This is a genomic window from Stenotrophomonas sp. STEN147 (genome assembly GCF_056757995.1).
The window spans coordinates 492,396-506,956 of sequence record NZ_JBRRCG010000001.1; the positions used below are offsets into that span (position 1 = coordinate 492,396).

Below are 14,561 nucleotides of genomic sequence, written 5' to 3' on the forward strand. Positions count from 1 at the left end.
CCCCTCCGTTCGAACGCTCCTCCAATACAAGCTACCTAGCATGAAGTACCTCACCGTCGTCTACTACGATACTTTTGCCCGCTTCTTCTCTGCCATCGAAGATGAAGTCCGGTTGCGGGACGGCGAGGCGGAGTTCCTTCACCTTGCGCTGTTTCCAAGCGCCTATCTTTACCTGGCCATTGAGCGGAAGGCAGTTCGACTGCTTCCTTGGGAGGCCACCAAGGCCTCGTCGGAAGTTGAGGCCGTCGAAGAGGCGGAACTGGATCGTATTGGCGCATATCACTCGCACATCCTTTCCGGAGCTGGAGGGCGGCCCGATCTGCGTGTCCGCGAACGAGCGGCGAAGTATGTCAACGCGGTGTCGGAGATCCTGCGCGAGTTCCGTCCGGACCGCGTCATCATGTCGGGCGACACACGGATCGCCTGCGAAGCGTTGTCCTTCTGCCTGGCCCGCGACTGGCCTGATGTGCCGAAGTTCCACTTCGAGCAGGGACCGGGCGGCACGACGATTCTTGACCGCAAAGGCGTCAATGCGAACTGTTCTTTCCGCCATGACGTAGCGGCGTTGACGGGGGAGGGCTATTCCGCCGAGGCGCCGCAGAAGCGTTCCCGCTTCAAGCGCAATCCGGTGTTCCGCGCGGTGGATCACTTACTTTCTCGATCACTGAATGTGCTGTCGCGCCTTCCGATTGAGTGGGAGACGTTGCCGATGCCAAAGTGCCCAGAGTCGCAATACGAGGCCTGTCTGGACTCGGCAAAGTGTTCTGATGCAGTCAATGGGCCGTGTGTGCTGGTGGCGCTGCAGGTGCCCGACGATGCCAACAATATTCATCACAACCCGCTTGGAGTGGGAGACGAGCAGTTTGTCGGAATGGTTGCCCGGGTCGTACGCCAGCTGGGTGGCCGGGTCCTTGTCCGGGAACATCCGCTGTACCGTCGCAAGTACAGCGCGGCGATGTATGGACTGATCGCATCGGCACCTGACGTTGCGCTTTCGAGTGCTGAGTTGAAGGAGGATCTGGCTGACGCCGCAGTGGTGGTCACGGTGAACTCCATGACCGGTTTCGATGCCTACATGTCCAATGTGCCGGCGATCCTGCTCGGGCGCGCCTTCTACGATCATCTGCCAGGGATCACGCGGGTGCACGCGGAAGCGGATCTATCCGCATCCCTCCAGATGGTCCTGCATAAGCGTGTCTCGGAGCTTCTGGGCGGCTGCGATCCGCGGGCGATCGTCGCGCAGATGAGAGACCGATACTTCATCAAAGGGCACATGCTGGATACGGATCTGATTGCCGCGTCGGGTATCGCGGATGCTTTGACCTCACCTGCCGTTGAGCCGGCAGACGGCAAGCGCACTGATTCGGCTGGGGCTGTGGTGGAATGACAGCAAAGGGAATCTACTGGGGAGTCGCATCAAACCTGCTTGGCAACGCGCTGATGCTGGGCGCGACTTTGTGGTTGACCCGCCTCATCAGCCCCGCGGAGTTTGGCGAGTTTCGAGTCGGGGCGAACTTCTCGACGCTGATGATTCCGTTCCTGGCGTTGGGGGGCGAGCGCCTGGTCAGCCGATTGATCCAGAAGGGCGACTCAGCGGGCGTGGCCAGAACGGTGCGGATGGTCATGACGATCTCCCTGGTCGGAGCTGCTGTGCTGCTCCTTGCCTATCCACTTCTCGCTCGCTACGCCTTTGCAGGAACGGTGGGATTCCCGGTCTTCGCGCTGGGTGTGCTCCTTGTCCCGCTTACCATCTGCTACAACCTCGCCAACACGATCTGGAGGCACGTAGGATCTCCCGCACGCGCCCAGATTCACCTGAACTTCCATCAACGTCTTCTGCGCGCGCCGCTACTGATTGTGTTTGCCTGGCTCCATCCCACGGCCGTCTCTGCGTCCGCCGCGATGTTCCTCGCACAGGGCACGTCACTGTTGCAGTTGTGGAAGCACCTGCGGTCTGCGATGAAAGGTGGTTCCGATCCAGCGATTCCAGGGACACGCAGCCGATCCGTGATCGGCGAGATGCTGGTGATCGGACTGCCCGTGGCGTTGCTGGCTGCGGTTGACCGCGTAGACGTCTTGATCATCAACGCTGTAATGGGCGTGGAGACTGCCGGCGAGTACGACCTTGTCTACATGCTGGCACTCACCGCCATGTTCCCCGCCATGGCCATGTCGAAGACATCCGAACCCATGCTTTTCTCCTTGGCCGATGACATCGGCCAACAGAAAAAGGTCCGATCGTTGCAGATGCGCACCCTGCTGCTTTCTTGCGCAGCACTGATCGGAATTGCGGTCATCTCGCCCTTCATTCCGATGGTGCTGGGGGTGGCTGGCCCCGATTTCCCGGCTGCAGTTCTCGTTCTGTCGGCGGGGCTCGCACTTTCCAGCGTGTGCGGCCCGGTCCTTGAATACATGCAGATCAATGGGCGTGCCAGGATAGCCCTGATTCTGGCCATGACTCTGATGTGCGTGTTCGTATGGATGAAGTGGATGGCGGCGGCGGCGGGTAGCCTGGTGTTGTTTGCATTCCTCGGTGGCCTCTTCTACTTCGCTCTTCGACTTGCGTTGGCCATATATATCTACCTCGTTGATCGCGTTCTGCTCACCAATCCTTATATGCTTCTAGTTTCTATTGCGCTGTACTGCTTGGTCGCCGCCGTGATCGTCGGAGGATGAGGATGAGGATGAGTGCTCACAAGCTGATTGACGCAGGATTTATTCTGTTCTTCGTCATTGGGCTTTTTCTCGGCCATGGCCAGTTTGGCAGCATTATTGTCCCGGCGGTCCTGATCGGATATCACGTCCTCAAGCTGCGCGCTCTCTCAAAATCGATCGAGTTTTCCTTCCTGCTGCTCTTTTCGGTCACCTATCCGATATTCTGGCTGTTTTCGGTTTCTCTTGGGGTCGATATTCATTACCTCTATTGGAACGTGAATTCGACCTTTATCGCGCAGGCGTTTGCTGCGCAGGGGATTTTTCTCGCCAGCCTGTTCCTGGTTCTGGGCAATTCGCGGCCCTTGACTGTTGTTGACTATCGCAGGAAGGACAGTGCGGTGGTGTTCTGGTCGGCAATCATCGCGATGCTCGTATGCCTTGTGATTGCGGCAAGCTCTATTCAGGGCAATATCTTTGAACAGTCGTATGACTATGAGCTAAGTGGCTCGTCAATTCTATTCGAGTATGTTCTCATTCTGATCCTGGTTGCCTACTGCTATTCCGGACAGAGCACCATCAGGCGTCGCGTCTTGATTGTCGCGGCAGCGTTGTTTGTTCTGGCGCCGCTCTACTATGGGAAGCGACTGCCAGCGTCCATGGTCGCGTTCGCGATGCTCCTGCTCTACATTCGCCCGAAGAACATCCGGCAGGTTGCACTCATATTTGGAGTGGGATTTGTCGCACTGTCGCTGCTGGCTCTGTTCAGGGTCGGCGAGTCCGGGCAGAGCTTCGCGCAGATCATATTCAACATCAGTGATGATGGTTCCATGCGGAACAATCAGGGTGGAGTCATATATTCCTCTGCTGTCTACATGAAGCTTGTGCATGACGGAATCTTTGACTTTCAGTTTGCCATGGAGTCGATGCTCAACGTGGTACTTTCAATCTTCCTCCCTTCCTCCATGGTTGACGAGTCCGCATACATAAATTTTGCAGCAATGAAGCATATCCCTATTCCCGGGAATGGAGGATTTCCTGGCGTGACCTTCTTTGTATGGGGTGGGGTGCCGGGTGTAATTCTTGCGGGAATGCTGTTCGGGTGGGTGATGAAGTACAGTTGCCGTTATCCGCTGCTTGCGGTGTACGCCACGTTCCTCTTTTTTACTTTTCCTCGATGGATGGCGTACAGCGTCAATATCATGTTCAAGGCCGGCACCTTGCTGTTGATTGCTTTCATACTCGTACGACTTGTCTCAATGGCGAGCCGAGGGGCGGCTCGTACTGCCCGATCCTGATGGCCAATTTTCTAGCTGGGAGTTCCAATGCATCTGGTATACAAAATAACATGGGTGCTGCGCGCGATCTTCTACAAGATGATATTCCGCTCCTTCGGAATGCCGGGCTATCTGGGGCGTCCAGTATTTGTTCTTGGCCCTCGCCGAATGTCGTTTGGTAAGAAGGTGCGGATTTTTCCGGGCATGAGGGCAGAGTGTTTCGAGAATGGGTTGTTGACCGTGGGCGATGACGTCTCGATTGGTCAGAACTTTCACATCATCTGCAGCTCGCAGCTTTCGATTGGCTCTGGATGTTTGATATCGTCGGGTGTTTTTGTAACTGATACCGATCATCAGTATGAGGATATATCGACGCCTGTTGCGCATCAGCCCGTGACAGTGAGGGCCACGAGTATCGGTGAGAACTGCTTTCTCGGCGTCGGTGCCCGTATCCAGGCGGGCACGACCCTCGGCAAGGGGTGCGTGGTTGGCGCGAACGCCGTGGTCAGGGGCAGCTTCCCTCCGTACTCCGTACTGGTAGGCGCACCAGCGCGCGCAGTCAGGCGCTACGATCCCCAGGATGCGGTTTGGAACCGCGTTATGTCCGCCTCCAGTTCGGAGGGCGCGAGATGAGCTACCTGTTCAAGTTCTGCTGGGTTGCTCGCGCCCTCGTTTATCGCTGCTTCATGGGCGCGTTCGGGTTCCCGGGATACATGGGGCCACCGTTGTTCATGCTTGGTCTTCGCCGAATGTCGATGGGCCGACGCGTCCGGATTTTTCCGGGACTGCGGGCCGAGTGCCACGGTCAGGGTGAACTGGTGATCGAGGACGACGTGGCCCTGGGTCAATGCGTACACATAACGTGTGGAGAGCGACTGGTCATTGGGCAGGGCACGGTGATAGCTGGATTCGTATCAATCACCGATATCGACCATGATTACCAGGAGGTCGGCGTCCCCGTGATGTCGCAAGGCCATACAACCCGGGAGACCCGGATCGGGAAGAACTGTTTCATTGGAATGGGGGCGCGGATCCAGCCTGGCACCCGGCTTGGAGACGGCTGCGTGGTTGGCGCGAACTCCGTGGTCAGGGGAGAATACCCTCCCAATTCGGTTCTTGTCGGCTCTCCCGCGAGGGTCGTGCGGTCTTATGACTCAGGCCAGCAGGCATGGGTGCGAACGATTAACCATTGATGAGAGGTTGTTTGATGAACGTTTCAATTTCCGAGAAGGTGGTCGTCGGCAACGATATCCCCTTCGTCCTCTTCGGCGGTCTGAATGTGCTTGAAGACCTCGACTCGACGCTGTTCGCCGCAGAGAAGTATGTCGAGGTCACCCGCAAGCTCGACATTCCCTATGTCTTCAAGGCTTCGTTCGACAAGGCGAACCGCTCGTCGATCAACTCCTTCCGTGGGGTAGGCCTGAACGAGGGGCTGCGCATCTTCCAGGAAGTGAAAAACCGCTTCGGCGTGCCGGTGATCACCGACGTCCATGAGGTAGACCAGGCGGCGCCCGTGGCCGAAGTGGTCGACGTACTGCAGATTCCTGCGTTCCTGGCGCGCCAGACCGATCTGGTCACCGCCATTGCGCGTACCGGCCGCGCCATCAACATCAAGAAGCCGCAGTTTCTCAGCCCGACGCAGATGAAGAACATCGCCAGCAAGATCCGCGAGGCCGGCAATGAGCGGATCATCCTGTGTGAGCGCGGCGCCCAGTTCGGTTATGACAACCTGGTCGTGGACATGCTCGGCTTCCGCGAGATGATCGAGGCCACGGGTGGTTTGCCCGCCATCTTCGACGTGACACACAGCCTGCAGCGTCGCGATGCGGGTAGCGAAGCCTCCGGTGGTCGCCGCCGTCAGGTGGTGGAGCTGGCGCGCTCGGGTATGGCGGTTGGCCTGGCAGGTCTGTTCCTGGAGGCGCATCCGGATCCGGACAATGCGCGTTGCGATGGTCCGAGCGCGTTGCCGCTGAGCGCTCTCGAACCGTTCCTGGCGCAGATCAAGGCGGTCGATGATCTGGTGAAGTCGTTCCCCAAGCTTGATATTGCCTGACATGGCATCGGCGAGGTACCAGGGACCGATCAAGCTGGTCCTGTTCGATGTGGATGGTGTATTGACCGATGGCGGCCTGCACATCGATGGCAAGGGCGAGCAGTTCAAGACCTTCAATGTCCGCGATGGTCTGGCGGTCGCATTGCTGCGCGTGCATGGCATCCGTTGTGGCGTGCTGTCAGGCAAGGCCAGCCCGTCCCTGGATTTCCGGATCCGGCAGCTGGGCATGGATGTGGCTGTGACGGGCCGGCTGGAGAAGCTCGACGCGCTGGCTGCCATCTGTGGTGACGTGGGTGTCTGCGAAACCGAGATCGCCTATGTCGGGGATGATGTCGTAGACCTGCCGTTGGCCGGCAGGGTGGGGCGCTTCTATGCGCCTTCCGACGCGCATCCTCTGGTGTTGGCCGCCGCCGACGTGGTCACGGATGCTCGAGGCGGCCGCGGCGTGGGGCGGGAAGTGGCCGAGCGTGTCCTTGCCGAGGGCGGCGTGGATCTGCAGGCAGCCTACGCGCCGCTCATAGCAGGATGGAGCGCCGCTGGAGCGGTGCAGTAGCCGGCGCAAGGTTGCGCGGGTAAGCGCGGCGCAGCGAGGTTCGCCGCGAATTATCATCAGAAGGAAACAAGGTATGTCTTCCGTGGTATCAGTCGCCGATCACATCGCATCGGCCAAGCGTGTCCTGCAGATCGAGGCATCGGCTGTCGCCGCGCTCGCCAGCAGGCTGGATGGGCAGTTCACCCAGGCGGTCGAGCAGGTGCTGGGTTCTCAGGGCCGGGTCATCATCTGCGGCATGGGCAAGTCGGGAATCATCGGGCGCAAGATCGCCGCCACGCTGGCCAGTACGGGAACGCCCAGCTTCTTCATGCATCCAGGTGAGGCTTTCCACGGCGACCTGGGCATGGTGACAGCCACCGATGTGTTCGTTGCGATTTCCTACTCCGGTGAAACCGAAGAAGTGGTGAAGCTGCTGCCGTTCCTCAAGGACAACGGCAACTTCCTGGTGGCAATCACCGGTCGGGCGACATCGACGCTGGCGCAGGCTGCCGATTGCCACCTGGACGCGGGTGTAGCGCAGGAAGCGTGTCCTCTTGCGTTGGCGCCCACCGCATCGACTACGGCGACGCTGGCGATGGGGGACGCGCTGGCGGTTGCGCTGATGGAGGCGCGAGGCTTCCAGCCGGAGAACTTCGCGCGCTTCCATCCGGGAGGCTCGCTGGGTAGGCGCCTGCTGTCGCGTGTCGAGCATGAGATGATCGCCGGCGGCCTGCCGGTAGTGGACGCAGCCGCATCGATGATGGATGTCCTCCAGGCCATCACCCGGTCCAGTCTGGGCTTGGCGATCGTACGGGCCGGCGCGAGCTACGCGATCATCACCGATGGTGATGTTCGCCGGGCGCTCGAGCGTCATGGTCGCGAGGTGTTCGACAAGTCTGCGGCCGAGCTGATGACGGCCTCGCCGGCGCAGGTCAGCGTGGGTACACGGGTCGAGGATGCGCTGGTATTGATGGAGCGGCGCAGGATCTCGTCGCTGCTGGTCTTTGACGGAGACGTACTGGTCGGAGTTTTCAAGAAGTAGAACGAGGAAGGCGCCCTTGCGGGGCGCCTTCTTGCTTTGTCGGCATTATTTCGCGATGGCGTCGAAGTTCCGGTAGAAGAACTCAGAATCGCGTTCCGATGTCAGCTGGTACAGGCTGTGGGAATGCGACAGGCGGGCACCACCATCGCGATACAGTGGGTTCCACATGAAATCGGCGCGTGCGCGCGTCGACCGAGGCAGCATGAAATCGAAAGGCACCGAGAAGTAGATGCCCTTGTCGAAGCTGCCCTCACCGAAGTCCCGCGATGAAACGTCGGTCTTGGTGGCGTAGGCACCCATCGTCACGCCATTGTCGAACATGCGGGCTACTGACACGGTCGCACCCCAGTCCTTGGCCAGGTATCGGCCTGCGCTGACCGCGCTGATGATGCGGCGCTGGTCGCCCCACAGGTAGTAGAGCGTGGCATGACCGGTGGTGACGCTGTAGTCGCGGAAGCTGAAGCGCTGGTTGAAATCCCGCTGCCTGACCCAGTTCAGTTCAGCACCCAGCGCCCAGCGCTCGTCCATCGGCCGATAGAGGATCTCGCCGCCGACGCCGCCGTACATGTATTCCAGCAGGCCGGCATAAGCCATGCCGTACAGGTCGCGGCCCAGCTGTTTGGTGCCAGTCAACTGCAGGTTGGGCAGGGTGAAGTCGGAGGTTGTCAGGTACTGGCGCACGTAGGTGCGTACCCGAGGCAGCCTGCTGGGTGCGTCGTACTTGAACTTGTCGTAGTTGTTGTACGCGTTGTAGCTGGCGGTGCCGCTCAACCACAGGTTGTCGTTGAAGCGGAACGTCGCGCCATACATCGCCGCAACCTGGAACAGGATGAAGCCATCCGGGCCGCCGACGGACTGCCGGTAGCCGACATTGAACGCGCCGTCGAAGCGCTTCAGTGGCGCTTCGTACAGCGTTTCCGACCGCCGGGCATAAGGAACGGTCATTTCGACATGGCGGCTGACCGCGGCCAGGTCGGTGCGGTCGTCCAGGTAATCGTTGAACGTCTTGCGTTCGAGGCTGGTCTCGACGACAGGCAGACCGAGGCGCACATTACGCAGCGTCCACCAGCTGACATCCGGCGAAGCGTGCCCGTCGAGGATACGCGCAGCGCGTCCAATGCCCTGCGCGGGATAGATGAAACGGCGCTGTTCGGCACTGACGATCAGCTCCTGCCCACTGCGATCGATGCGCTTCACTCGCAGGCCGGCATTGTCCTCCAGTTCGCGCGCGATGGCTGGCCAATCCGTGGTGGCGGTGGCCGCTTGGGCTTCTTCCACACCCGTTGCCTGGCTCACCGTAGCACCGCGGGGTACTGGCGGTGGGTCCAGGAGCTTTGTCATGGGCGTGGCCTGGGCCAGGTTCGAGCGCAGCGTGATGCCCACCATGGCCGTGTTGCCACGCTCCCAGCCCAGATGCAGCAGCACGTTGTTGTTGACCGTGAACACCGCGCCGAGGTTGATGGGCGATGACTGTTTCTGGTTGTTGCGCTGGGGCTCGTTGCGATAGTCGTTACCGTCGTACTCGAGCTTCAGCTGCAGGCGGTCCCATGGCGTCTGGTAGCTGATGCCACCAAATATGCCGAGACGGCCGCGGAACATGGCGCTGGTGTTGAAATCACCAGGGGTGTTGACGCCGGGGCGTTCCTTGAAGCGGTCGTCGATGGCGCCGAGCGGATTGGCGATGTCGCCACGGTTGCCGATGTAGCCGGTGGCCACGCCAAGGCTGGCATCCACCGGTCCGAATCGCTTGTTGGCGACGAGGTACTCGCTGGAAAACAGCCCGGTGCCACCGAGATCGCGCGCACCGACGGAGACTTCCGGGAGCCAGCGACCTTCCTGCCACAGCCGCAGCTTGAGATCGATGGACTTGTCCTTGTAGTTCTGGTCGCCACTGAGGCCTTCAGAACCATAACGTCGATTGGCGACCGAAATGTAGCGGAACGCACCCTCCACCCAAGGCAATGGCTGCATCACGACCGTGTACCGGCTGTAAGGCGACGTATGGCTGGCAGTGAGGCTGAGTTCGCCCTCATCGCTCATGCGCGCACTTGGCGTCTGCAAAAGGCCGACGCCGCCCCAGTCGCTGGCGGTGGGGGTGGGGCCTTCCTGGGCATGCAGGGCAGCGCTGATGCTCAGGCTCAGAAGAGCCACAGCGGCGCTCGCCAGCGGCATTCGATTACGGGACATCAATTTGAAACTCCCGGCGCGTCCAGCACCTGGGTGGCGAGGAAGCGGGCGGCTTCGTCGTTGATATCGGGGGCGATCGAGCGCACGGCCGATCCCGCGATGGGGACGTAGATCACCGCACCGGGCGCGAGCGCCACGGGCGCACTGCGGTTCCACAGGGCGACGCCGATCTTCGCGGCGCGGCCGTCGGGCTGGATCACATACAGATCGTCAGGGCTGGCTGCCGGCAGCAACGCGCATCGGCTGCGATAGATCCGGGCATCCTGCATCGCAACGTGTGGTATCGCGCAGGGTTGCGCTACGGCGCCGGTGACGGTGACCGTCTGCGGTCGCGAGGGATAGATCAGCCGATCGCCTGCGCGGGCCGGTCGGTCCTGTCTGCGGGCGGCCTCCAGCGAGCGCGGTTCGAGAAGCTGCACTTCGCGACCAGTGACGGGCAGGTCGCTGAACTCACGCGCCATGCGATCGGCAGCCTCCGCGACGTCGGTGTCATCCTGCAGGGCCGCAAGCGTCTGCAGGTCGAACAGCAGCCCTGCCTTCAAGCGTGTTTGCGGCACCACGGCATCGGTGCGCAGCAGGGCCGCGCCAAGCATGTAGGCTTGCTCGTCCGGGGCCGCAGCCAGTGCAGCAGCGCTGATGCGCGCGCCGGAGGCCAGACTGTGCACGCCTGGCGCGCGGACGTGGCCGGAGACATCCACGGAAATCGGGGGGGCCGCCAGGGCGGAGTTGGCAAGTGTCAGGCCAAGCGTCAGGCCGATCAATCGCTGCTTCATCGGGGCTGCAGATCCGGCGAATAGGGTTTGAGCTGGATGATTTCCAGGCGGGTGCCCGGTGCGATGGCCTGCACGCTCTTCCAGATGAATCCGTTGGAAGGATCGACCCAGTAATGGTTGTCCTGCTTCCAGCCCTGGCCACTCAACCGCTCGCGGACGTGCAGCAACTCACGCGTGCGTCCCAGAATTTCGACCTTTTCCTGGCCCAGCGGATGCAGCGTTCCGGTGACGTGCTGGCCGAACTGGTAGCCGGGCATGACGTCATAGAGCCGCTGCACGGTGTCGCCGTCGCGCGCCCTGCGCAGATCGACGAATGGATCTGGACCCGAAATGCGCATGCTCTGCAGTTCGGGTGAGCCACCATGGGTTGCTTCAACCAGGCCGTTGCGCAGGAACACGATGCTGCGCTCGTTGCTGTACCACGCCTGGCGGCCGCCATCCAAGCCGCCCAGGACGAGCACGGCGCCGCCGGCCGGGCCATTGACCTTGATCTGCGGATAGCGGTTGCGTGCAACGTCCTCTGCCGTGGGCTCGACATCGGGCTTGCCCTGGATGGCGAGTTGGACAGCCTTGACACTGCTGCGGCTCACCACGCCGCAGCCCGTTGCTGCGGCGACGGTCAGCACGGCCAACACGCCTGCACGAAGACTCTGGAGGACGAGCGTCGCCCGAGCGTTGCTGCTCATGCCGACCTCGTCAGTTGTTGTCCAGATCGTTGCGAGCGCTGGCTGCGTTGCTGATGATGGCAGTGAACGGCAGCAGCTGGTTCACGAAGCGGCTCCAGCGGGTCACGCCGGCGGCGCCGACGAACACGACGTCGCCCGGCTGCAGATTGAACTGGCTGGCCACTGCGAAGGCGGTCGGTGACTTCGCTTCCAGATGGAACACCTGCGACGGCCGCTCCTGCAGATCGTTCGAGCCACGAATCACGTAGACGGCGTTGCCGTTGGAGGTGGTCTGCAGCAGGCCACGGGCGCGGCCCAGCGCCTGGCTCAGCGAGATCTCGCCGGTCTTGAAATTCATGGCGCCCGGTTGGTTCACTTCGCCTACAACGAAGACTTCCTTGCGGTCGAGATAGGGCACGTACAGATGGTCGCCGGCCTTGAGGAACACGTTGGTGTCGCCGCCACCGTTGCGACCCAGCCGGTCAAGGTCAAGTGTATAGGTGGTGCCTTCGCGGGTGAGGCGCACACCGGACAGATCCGCCTGGGTCGGGTCCAGCCCCGCCTGGCTGATCGCATCGCCCAGGGTCAGCGGGGTGACGGTCAGCGGAACGGTGGCCGGTTGGCGCGAGGCGCCCGTGACCCAGACGCGCTGGCTGGCATAGGTCAGGATGGAAACATCAACCTGCGGCGCTTCGATGTAGCGGGCCAGCCTGCTGGTGATTTCCTCGCGCAGCTGCGCGGGGGTCTTGCCGGCAGCGGTGACCTTGCCGATGTACGGATAGAACAGGGTGCCGTCGGAGTTCACCAGGCGGCCTGCTGCGCTGAGCTGCTGCTGCGGGCCTGCCGGTACGGTCAACTCGGGATGGTCCCAGACCGTGATGTAAAGAATGTCGCCCGCGCCGATCTGGTAAGGGCCGGGCTGGTACTGGGCCAACGTGGCAGGGAGGCCGGGAGCGACCTGGGTCGCGCGATCCATCGCGATCAACTTGGGCGTGATCGGAATCAGTTCAATCTGATCATTTCCAACCTGTTGGCTGTCGCGCACCAGTGAACTCGAACGCATGTGCTGGCCAGGGGCCCACACACAGCCAGACAGGGTGAAGGCGAACGCCATGGTGGCGACGAGACGCTTGCAGTCCATCGTTAATCATTCCTGGCCCGAGCGGGCATGAAAAAGCCCTCGCCGAACTGCCGCCCGGCGAGGGCGTGGGTACTACAGCGGCGTTCCTATCAGCGGGTGCCGGTAGTGCCGGTCGAACCGGTGGTGCCGCCCGGCGGGTTGGTGGTGCCGCCGCCGTTGTCGTTGCCTGCGTCATCGCTGCTGCTGTCAGCAGCGACACTGTAGATCACCGCAGCCGCGGCGACGCCGAGGCCGATCGAGGCAGCGGTGTTCAGGGTGCCGGAGGCGGCAGCGCTGGCGTTTTCGGTGGTGGCCACTTCGTTGCTGCCGTCAGTGGAGGCCGGAGCATCCTGAGCGAACAGCGGGGAGGACAGACCCAGGAGGGCCAGAACGGCAATCATCTTCTTCATCTACGGGGTCTCCTACTCCGTGAGGGAAATTTTCCAAGGCTATAGTCCCAGCCACATTGAGGCCTGTCAAGGAAACTGGCGGTTCTCTGGCCCCCGGATTCATCTGGCTGATGGTCGCTCAGAAGTGCTCGAAGACCGCGGTGCGACCGGAAAGCAGCTTGGCGAGGGCAATGACGAACCGGTGAGTGTGAAGCTCCGGAACGGCAAGGGGCAGCGCCAGTCCGGCCATCACGGCAGCACCCATCGCCCACGTCGGTATGCGCTCCGTAGGGAGGCCGCAACGCAGCACCCACGCGCTGCTGGCCAGGCCAAGCGCCAGGCCGGCCAGCACCTCGGAAAGGCTGTGGGCGTGAAGGGGCAGGCGTGAAGCGCCGATCGCCACCGCCAGGCCGACGCCGGCCGCAGCGGGAAAGTGAGCCCTGCTCCTGAACGCGACTGCCAGGAGTACGCCGACCACCGGGTACACCACGCTGGACATGGCGGCGTGCCCGGAAATGCCGGTGAAGTCCAGGTGCTGAATGCCCAACCCCCAGCCCATGAACGCGAGCTTGGAGGCCAAGGTCAGCCCGGCGGTGGCAGCGATCGCCAGCGCCCACCTTCGCTTGAAGCGCGCCTCGCTTCGCGGCAATGCCAGCAGCACGGTGGCCATGGGCAACAGCCAGCGGCTGTCGCCCAGATTAGAGAGGAAAAGCCAGAACTCGAACATCCAGGTGGGACTGATGTGGGGCGACCAGCATACCTTCCGCCGACGGCGCGGCCATCGGCGGTGGCTTGGTCCATTCAGCTGGACGCGGTATGCTTTAGCGCTTGCGCAAGGCCCCGTAGCTCAGCTGGATAGAGCGTCCCCCTCCTAAGGGGAAGGTCGCCCGTTCGAATCGGGCCGGGGTCACCATGAATCAATGGGCTTCAGTTGATCGGCCCGGTGCGCCACTCTTCATTCCTTCAGGGGCTGCTGCGATCCGTCTGGCGCGGCTGATTCATGGCCGCACCCCATTCATTATCCTGCCGGCTTCCTCCCGTCGGTCATCGGCGTGGGTCGATAGCGCGGACGTCGATCCCGCTGCTCGCCATGGCCGAGCAAGGGCAACGAGCGCCCAGCCTGAACGTCCAGTCAGGTAGGCATGTCGTTTTCACGCAAGCCTAACTGCTGAGCGCCCAGTTTTCACTCCAGCGTGACGGGTCGGCAGGGGGACTCGTGGCAGGCGTTGCTCTGCCGTGCGCAGCGCTTCCCCCATGACCAGCAGGATCCGAATGAATCGCAATGCCGTGACGTCCGTTGGCGTCGGTCCGGGCGCCGTCCCCCTGTGCTGCAGGGTGCGCCATGCCGTCTTCGCTGCAAGCGCGCCTCGCCCCGCCTTCCCGATCATCCCCCCGGCGGCCGGCTGATGGGGCGTTTCCAGTACGCCTTTCGCAAGGCACGGGGCTGGCAGGCCTCCCTGGTCGCTGCCGCGTGGGCAGCGTTGCGCTATGCCGTCAGCGGGGACACCGGTTACTTCCGCTCCCACGGCGGCTGGCGAAGATCGCGGATCAGCCGGAAACTGGGCGAGGCCGACTCTCTGGATGACTGAGTCCGCGGGGAATTCTTGCCGGAAACGCATAGCAGTCTGCGGGCCGCATGGGTTTGCCGGGCCTACAGTGGCCCCCATTGCCGGGACGGGTGCCCGGCCACCTGCACGCCTTTGGTCCAGACGGGAGTCGCCATGCACCTGCTGATCGCCATTGGCAAAGTGGCCGCGGTGTTCGCCTGCGTGCTCGCAATTCTTGAAATCTGCAGCCGGGTTCACCGTCGGCGCAGGGGCCGCAGCAGGCGTGCGGACAGGGAAAAACTCCCCTGAGGCACTTGGCGAGGC

15 protein-coding genes and 1 tRNA gene are annotated in these 14,561 nt (G+C 62.1%); 10 read left to right on the forward strand and 6 right to left on the reverse strand.

Annotated elements, in window-relative coordinates:
- Positions 1-40 precede the first annotated feature (40 nt).
- From ACVOKU_RS02220 to ACVOKU_RS02255, 8 genes are all read left to right on the forward strand, one after another.
- Positions 41-1,387, forward strand: a complete 1,347-nt coding sequence (locus tag ACVOKU_RS02220; protein ID WP_481558939.1) for a capsular polysaccharide export protein, LipB/KpsS family — start codon at positions 41-43, stop codon at positions 1,385-1,387.
- Complete coding sequence (locus ACVOKU_RS02225; RefSeq protein WP_481558940.1) at positions 1,384-2,676, forward strand: lipopolysaccharide biosynthesis protein; 1,293 nt, start codon at positions 1,384-1,386, stop codon at positions 2,674-2,676. The genes ACVOKU_RS02220 and ACVOKU_RS02225 overlap by 4 nt, the downstream gene beginning before the upstream one ends.
- A gap of 8 nt (positions 2,677-2,684) precedes the next feature.
- Positions 2,685-3,950, forward strand: a complete 1,266-nt coding sequence (locus ACVOKU_RS02230; protein ID WP_481558941.1) for a hypothetical protein — start codon at positions 2,685-2,687, stop codon at positions 3,948-3,950.
- A gap of 27 nt (positions 3,951-3,977) precedes the next feature.
- Complete coding sequence (locus tag ACVOKU_RS02235) at positions 3,978-4,562, forward strand: acyltransferase (RefSeq protein ID WP_461289652.1); 585 nt, start codon at positions 3,978-3,980, stop codon at positions 4,560-4,562.
- Positions 4,559-5,122 (forward strand): acyltransferase, encoded by a 564-nt coding sequence (locus tag ACVOKU_RS02240; protein WP_481558942.1) that lies wholly within the window; start codon positions 4,559-4,561, stop codon positions 5,120-5,122. The genes ACVOKU_RS02235 and ACVOKU_RS02240 overlap by 4 nt, the downstream gene beginning before the upstream one ends.
- A gap of 14 nt (positions 5,123-5,136) precedes the next feature.
- Positions 5,137-5,982 carry a 3-deoxy-8-phosphooctulonate synthase gene (kdsA, locus tag ACVOKU_RS02245; RefSeq protein WP_481558943.1) on the forward strand — a complete coding sequence of 282 codons (846 nt, stop codon included), beginning with the start codon at positions 5,137-5,139 and terminating at the stop codon, positions 5,980-5,982.
- Between the two features lies 1 nt (position 5,983).
- Positions 5,984-6,535 (forward strand): KdsC family phosphatase, encoded by a 552-nt coding sequence (locus ACVOKU_RS02250; RefSeq protein ID WP_481558944.1) that lies wholly within the window; start codon positions 5,984-5,986, stop codon positions 6,533-6,535.
- Positions 6,536-6,608: 73 nt separating this feature from the next.
- Positions 6,609-7,556 carry a KpsF/GutQ family sugar-phosphate isomerase gene (locus tag ACVOKU_RS02255; RefSeq protein WP_481558945.1) on the forward strand — a complete coding sequence of 316 codons (948 nt, stop codon included), beginning with the start codon at positions 6,609-6,611 and terminating at the stop codon, positions 7,554-7,556.
- A 45-nt stretch (positions 7,557-7,601) separates the two neighbouring features.
- Here the strand turns inward: ACVOKU_RS02255 and ACVOKU_RS02260 are convergent, their stop codons facing one another.
- From ACVOKU_RS02260 to ACVOKU_RS02285, 6 genes are all read right to left on the reverse strand, one after another.
- Complete coding sequence (locus tag ACVOKU_RS02260; RefSeq protein ID WP_481558946.1) at positions 7,602-9,743, reverse strand: YjbH domain-containing protein; 2,142 nt, start codon at positions 9,741-9,743, stop codon at positions 7,602-7,604.
- Entirely contained in the window at positions 9,743-10,516 is a 774-nt protein-coding gene (locus ACVOKU_RS02265) for a capsule biosynthesis GfcC family protein (RefSeq protein ID WP_481558947.1), read from the reverse strand. Before ACVOKU_RS02265 ends, ACVOKU_RS02260 begins: the two co-directional genes overlap by 1 nt.
- Complete coding sequence (locus ACVOKU_RS02270) at positions 10,513-11,202, reverse strand: YjbF family lipoprotein (protein ID WP_481558948.1); 690 nt, start codon at positions 11,200-11,202, stop codon at positions 10,513-10,515. Before ACVOKU_RS02270 ends, ACVOKU_RS02265 begins: the two co-directional genes overlap by 4 nt.
- A 10-nt stretch (positions 11,203-11,212) precedes the next feature.
- A complete protein-coding gene (locus ACVOKU_RS02275; RefSeq protein WP_481558949.1) occupies positions 11,213-12,322 on the reverse strand; it encodes a polysaccharide biosynthesis/export family protein in 1,110 nt (369 codons plus the stop codon).
- Positions 12,323-12,411: 89 nt separating this feature from the next.
- Positions 12,412-12,711: a hypothetical protein gene (locus ACVOKU_RS02280; protein WP_312552854.1), complete on the reverse strand. Its 300-nt coding sequence runs from the start codon at positions 12,709-12,711 to the stop codon at positions 12,412-12,414.
- 118 nt (positions 12,712-12,829) lie between these two features.
- Positions 12,830-13,417 (reverse strand): phosphatase PAP2 family protein, encoded by a 588-nt coding sequence (locus ACVOKU_RS02285; RefSeq protein WP_481558950.1) that lies wholly within the window; start codon positions 13,415-13,417, stop codon positions 12,830-12,832.
- Between the two features lie 109 nt (positions 13,418-13,526).
- Between ACVOKU_RS02285 and ACVOKU_RS02290 the strand changes: the two genes are divergently transcribed.
- Both ACVOKU_RS02290 and ACVOKU_RS02295 read left to right on the forward strand, forming a co-directional pair.
- Positions 13,527-13,603: transfer RNA gene (locus tag ACVOKU_RS02290), tRNA-Arg, on the forward strand.
- Positions 13,604-14,411: 808 nt separating this feature from the next.
- Complete coding sequence (locus tag ACVOKU_RS02295; RefSeq protein ID WP_481558951.1) at positions 14,412-14,546, forward strand: hypothetical protein; 135 nt, start codon at positions 14,412-14,414, stop codon at positions 14,544-14,546.
- Positions 14,547-14,561 lie beyond the last annotated feature (15 nt).

Coding starts and splice junctions, on each gene's coding strand:
- ACVOKU_RS02220 (WP_481558939.1), top strand. CDS start 41: ATGAAGTACCTCACCGTCGTCTACTACGATACTTTTGCCCGCTTCTTC.
- ACVOKU_RS02225 (WP_481558940.1), top strand. CDS start 1,384: ATGACAGCAAAGGGAATCTACTGGGGAGTCGCATCAAACCTGCTTGGC.
- ACVOKU_RS02230 (WP_481558941.1), top strand. CDS start 2,685: ATGAGTGCTCACAAGCTGATTGACGCAGGATTTATTCTGTTCTTCGTC.
- ACVOKU_RS02235 (WP_461289652.1), top strand. CDS start 3,978: ATGCATCTGGTATACAAAATAACATGGGTGCTGCGCGCGATCTTCTAC.
- ACVOKU_RS02240 (WP_481558942.1), top strand. CDS start 4,559: ATGAGCTACCTGTTCAAGTTCTGCTGGGTTGCTCGCGCCCTCGTTTAT.
- kdsA (WP_481558943.1), top strand. CDS start 5,137: ATGAACGTTTCAATTTCCGAGAAGGTGGTCGTCGGCAACGATATCCCC.
- ACVOKU_RS02250 (WP_481558944.1), top strand. CDS start 5,984: ATGGCATCGGCGAGGTACCAGGGACCGATCAAGCTGGTCCTGTTCGAT.
- ACVOKU_RS02255 (WP_481558945.1), top strand. CDS start 6,609: ATGTCTTCCGTGGTATCAGTCGCCGATCACATCGCATCGGCCAAGCGT.
- ACVOKU_RS02260 (WP_481558946.1), bottom strand. CDS start 9,743: ATGTCCCGTAATCGAATGCCGCTGGCGAGCGCCGCTGTGGCTCTTCTG.
- ACVOKU_RS02265 (WP_481558947.1), bottom strand. CDS start 10,516: ATGAAGCAGCGATTGATCGGCCTGACGCTTGGCCTGACACTTGCCAAC.
- ACVOKU_RS02270 (WP_481558948.1), bottom strand. CDS start 11,202: ATGAGCAGCAACGCTCGGGCGACGCTCGTCCTCCAGAGTCTTCGTGCA.
- ACVOKU_RS02275 (WP_481558949.1), bottom strand. CDS start 12,322: ATGGACTGCAAGCGTCTCGTCGCCACCATGGCGTTCGCCTTCACCCTG.
- ACVOKU_RS02280 (WP_312552854.1), bottom strand. CDS start 12,711: ATGAAGAAGATGATTGCCGTTCTGGCCCTCCTGGGTCTGTCCTCCCCG.
- ACVOKU_RS02285 (WP_481558950.1), bottom strand. CDS start 13,417: ATGTTCGAGTTCTGGCTTTTCCTCTCTAATCTGGGCGACAGCCGCTGG.
- ACVOKU_RS02295 (WP_481558951.1), top strand. CDS start 14,412: ATGCACCTGCTGATCGCCATTGGCAAAGTGGCCGCGGTGTTCGCCTGC.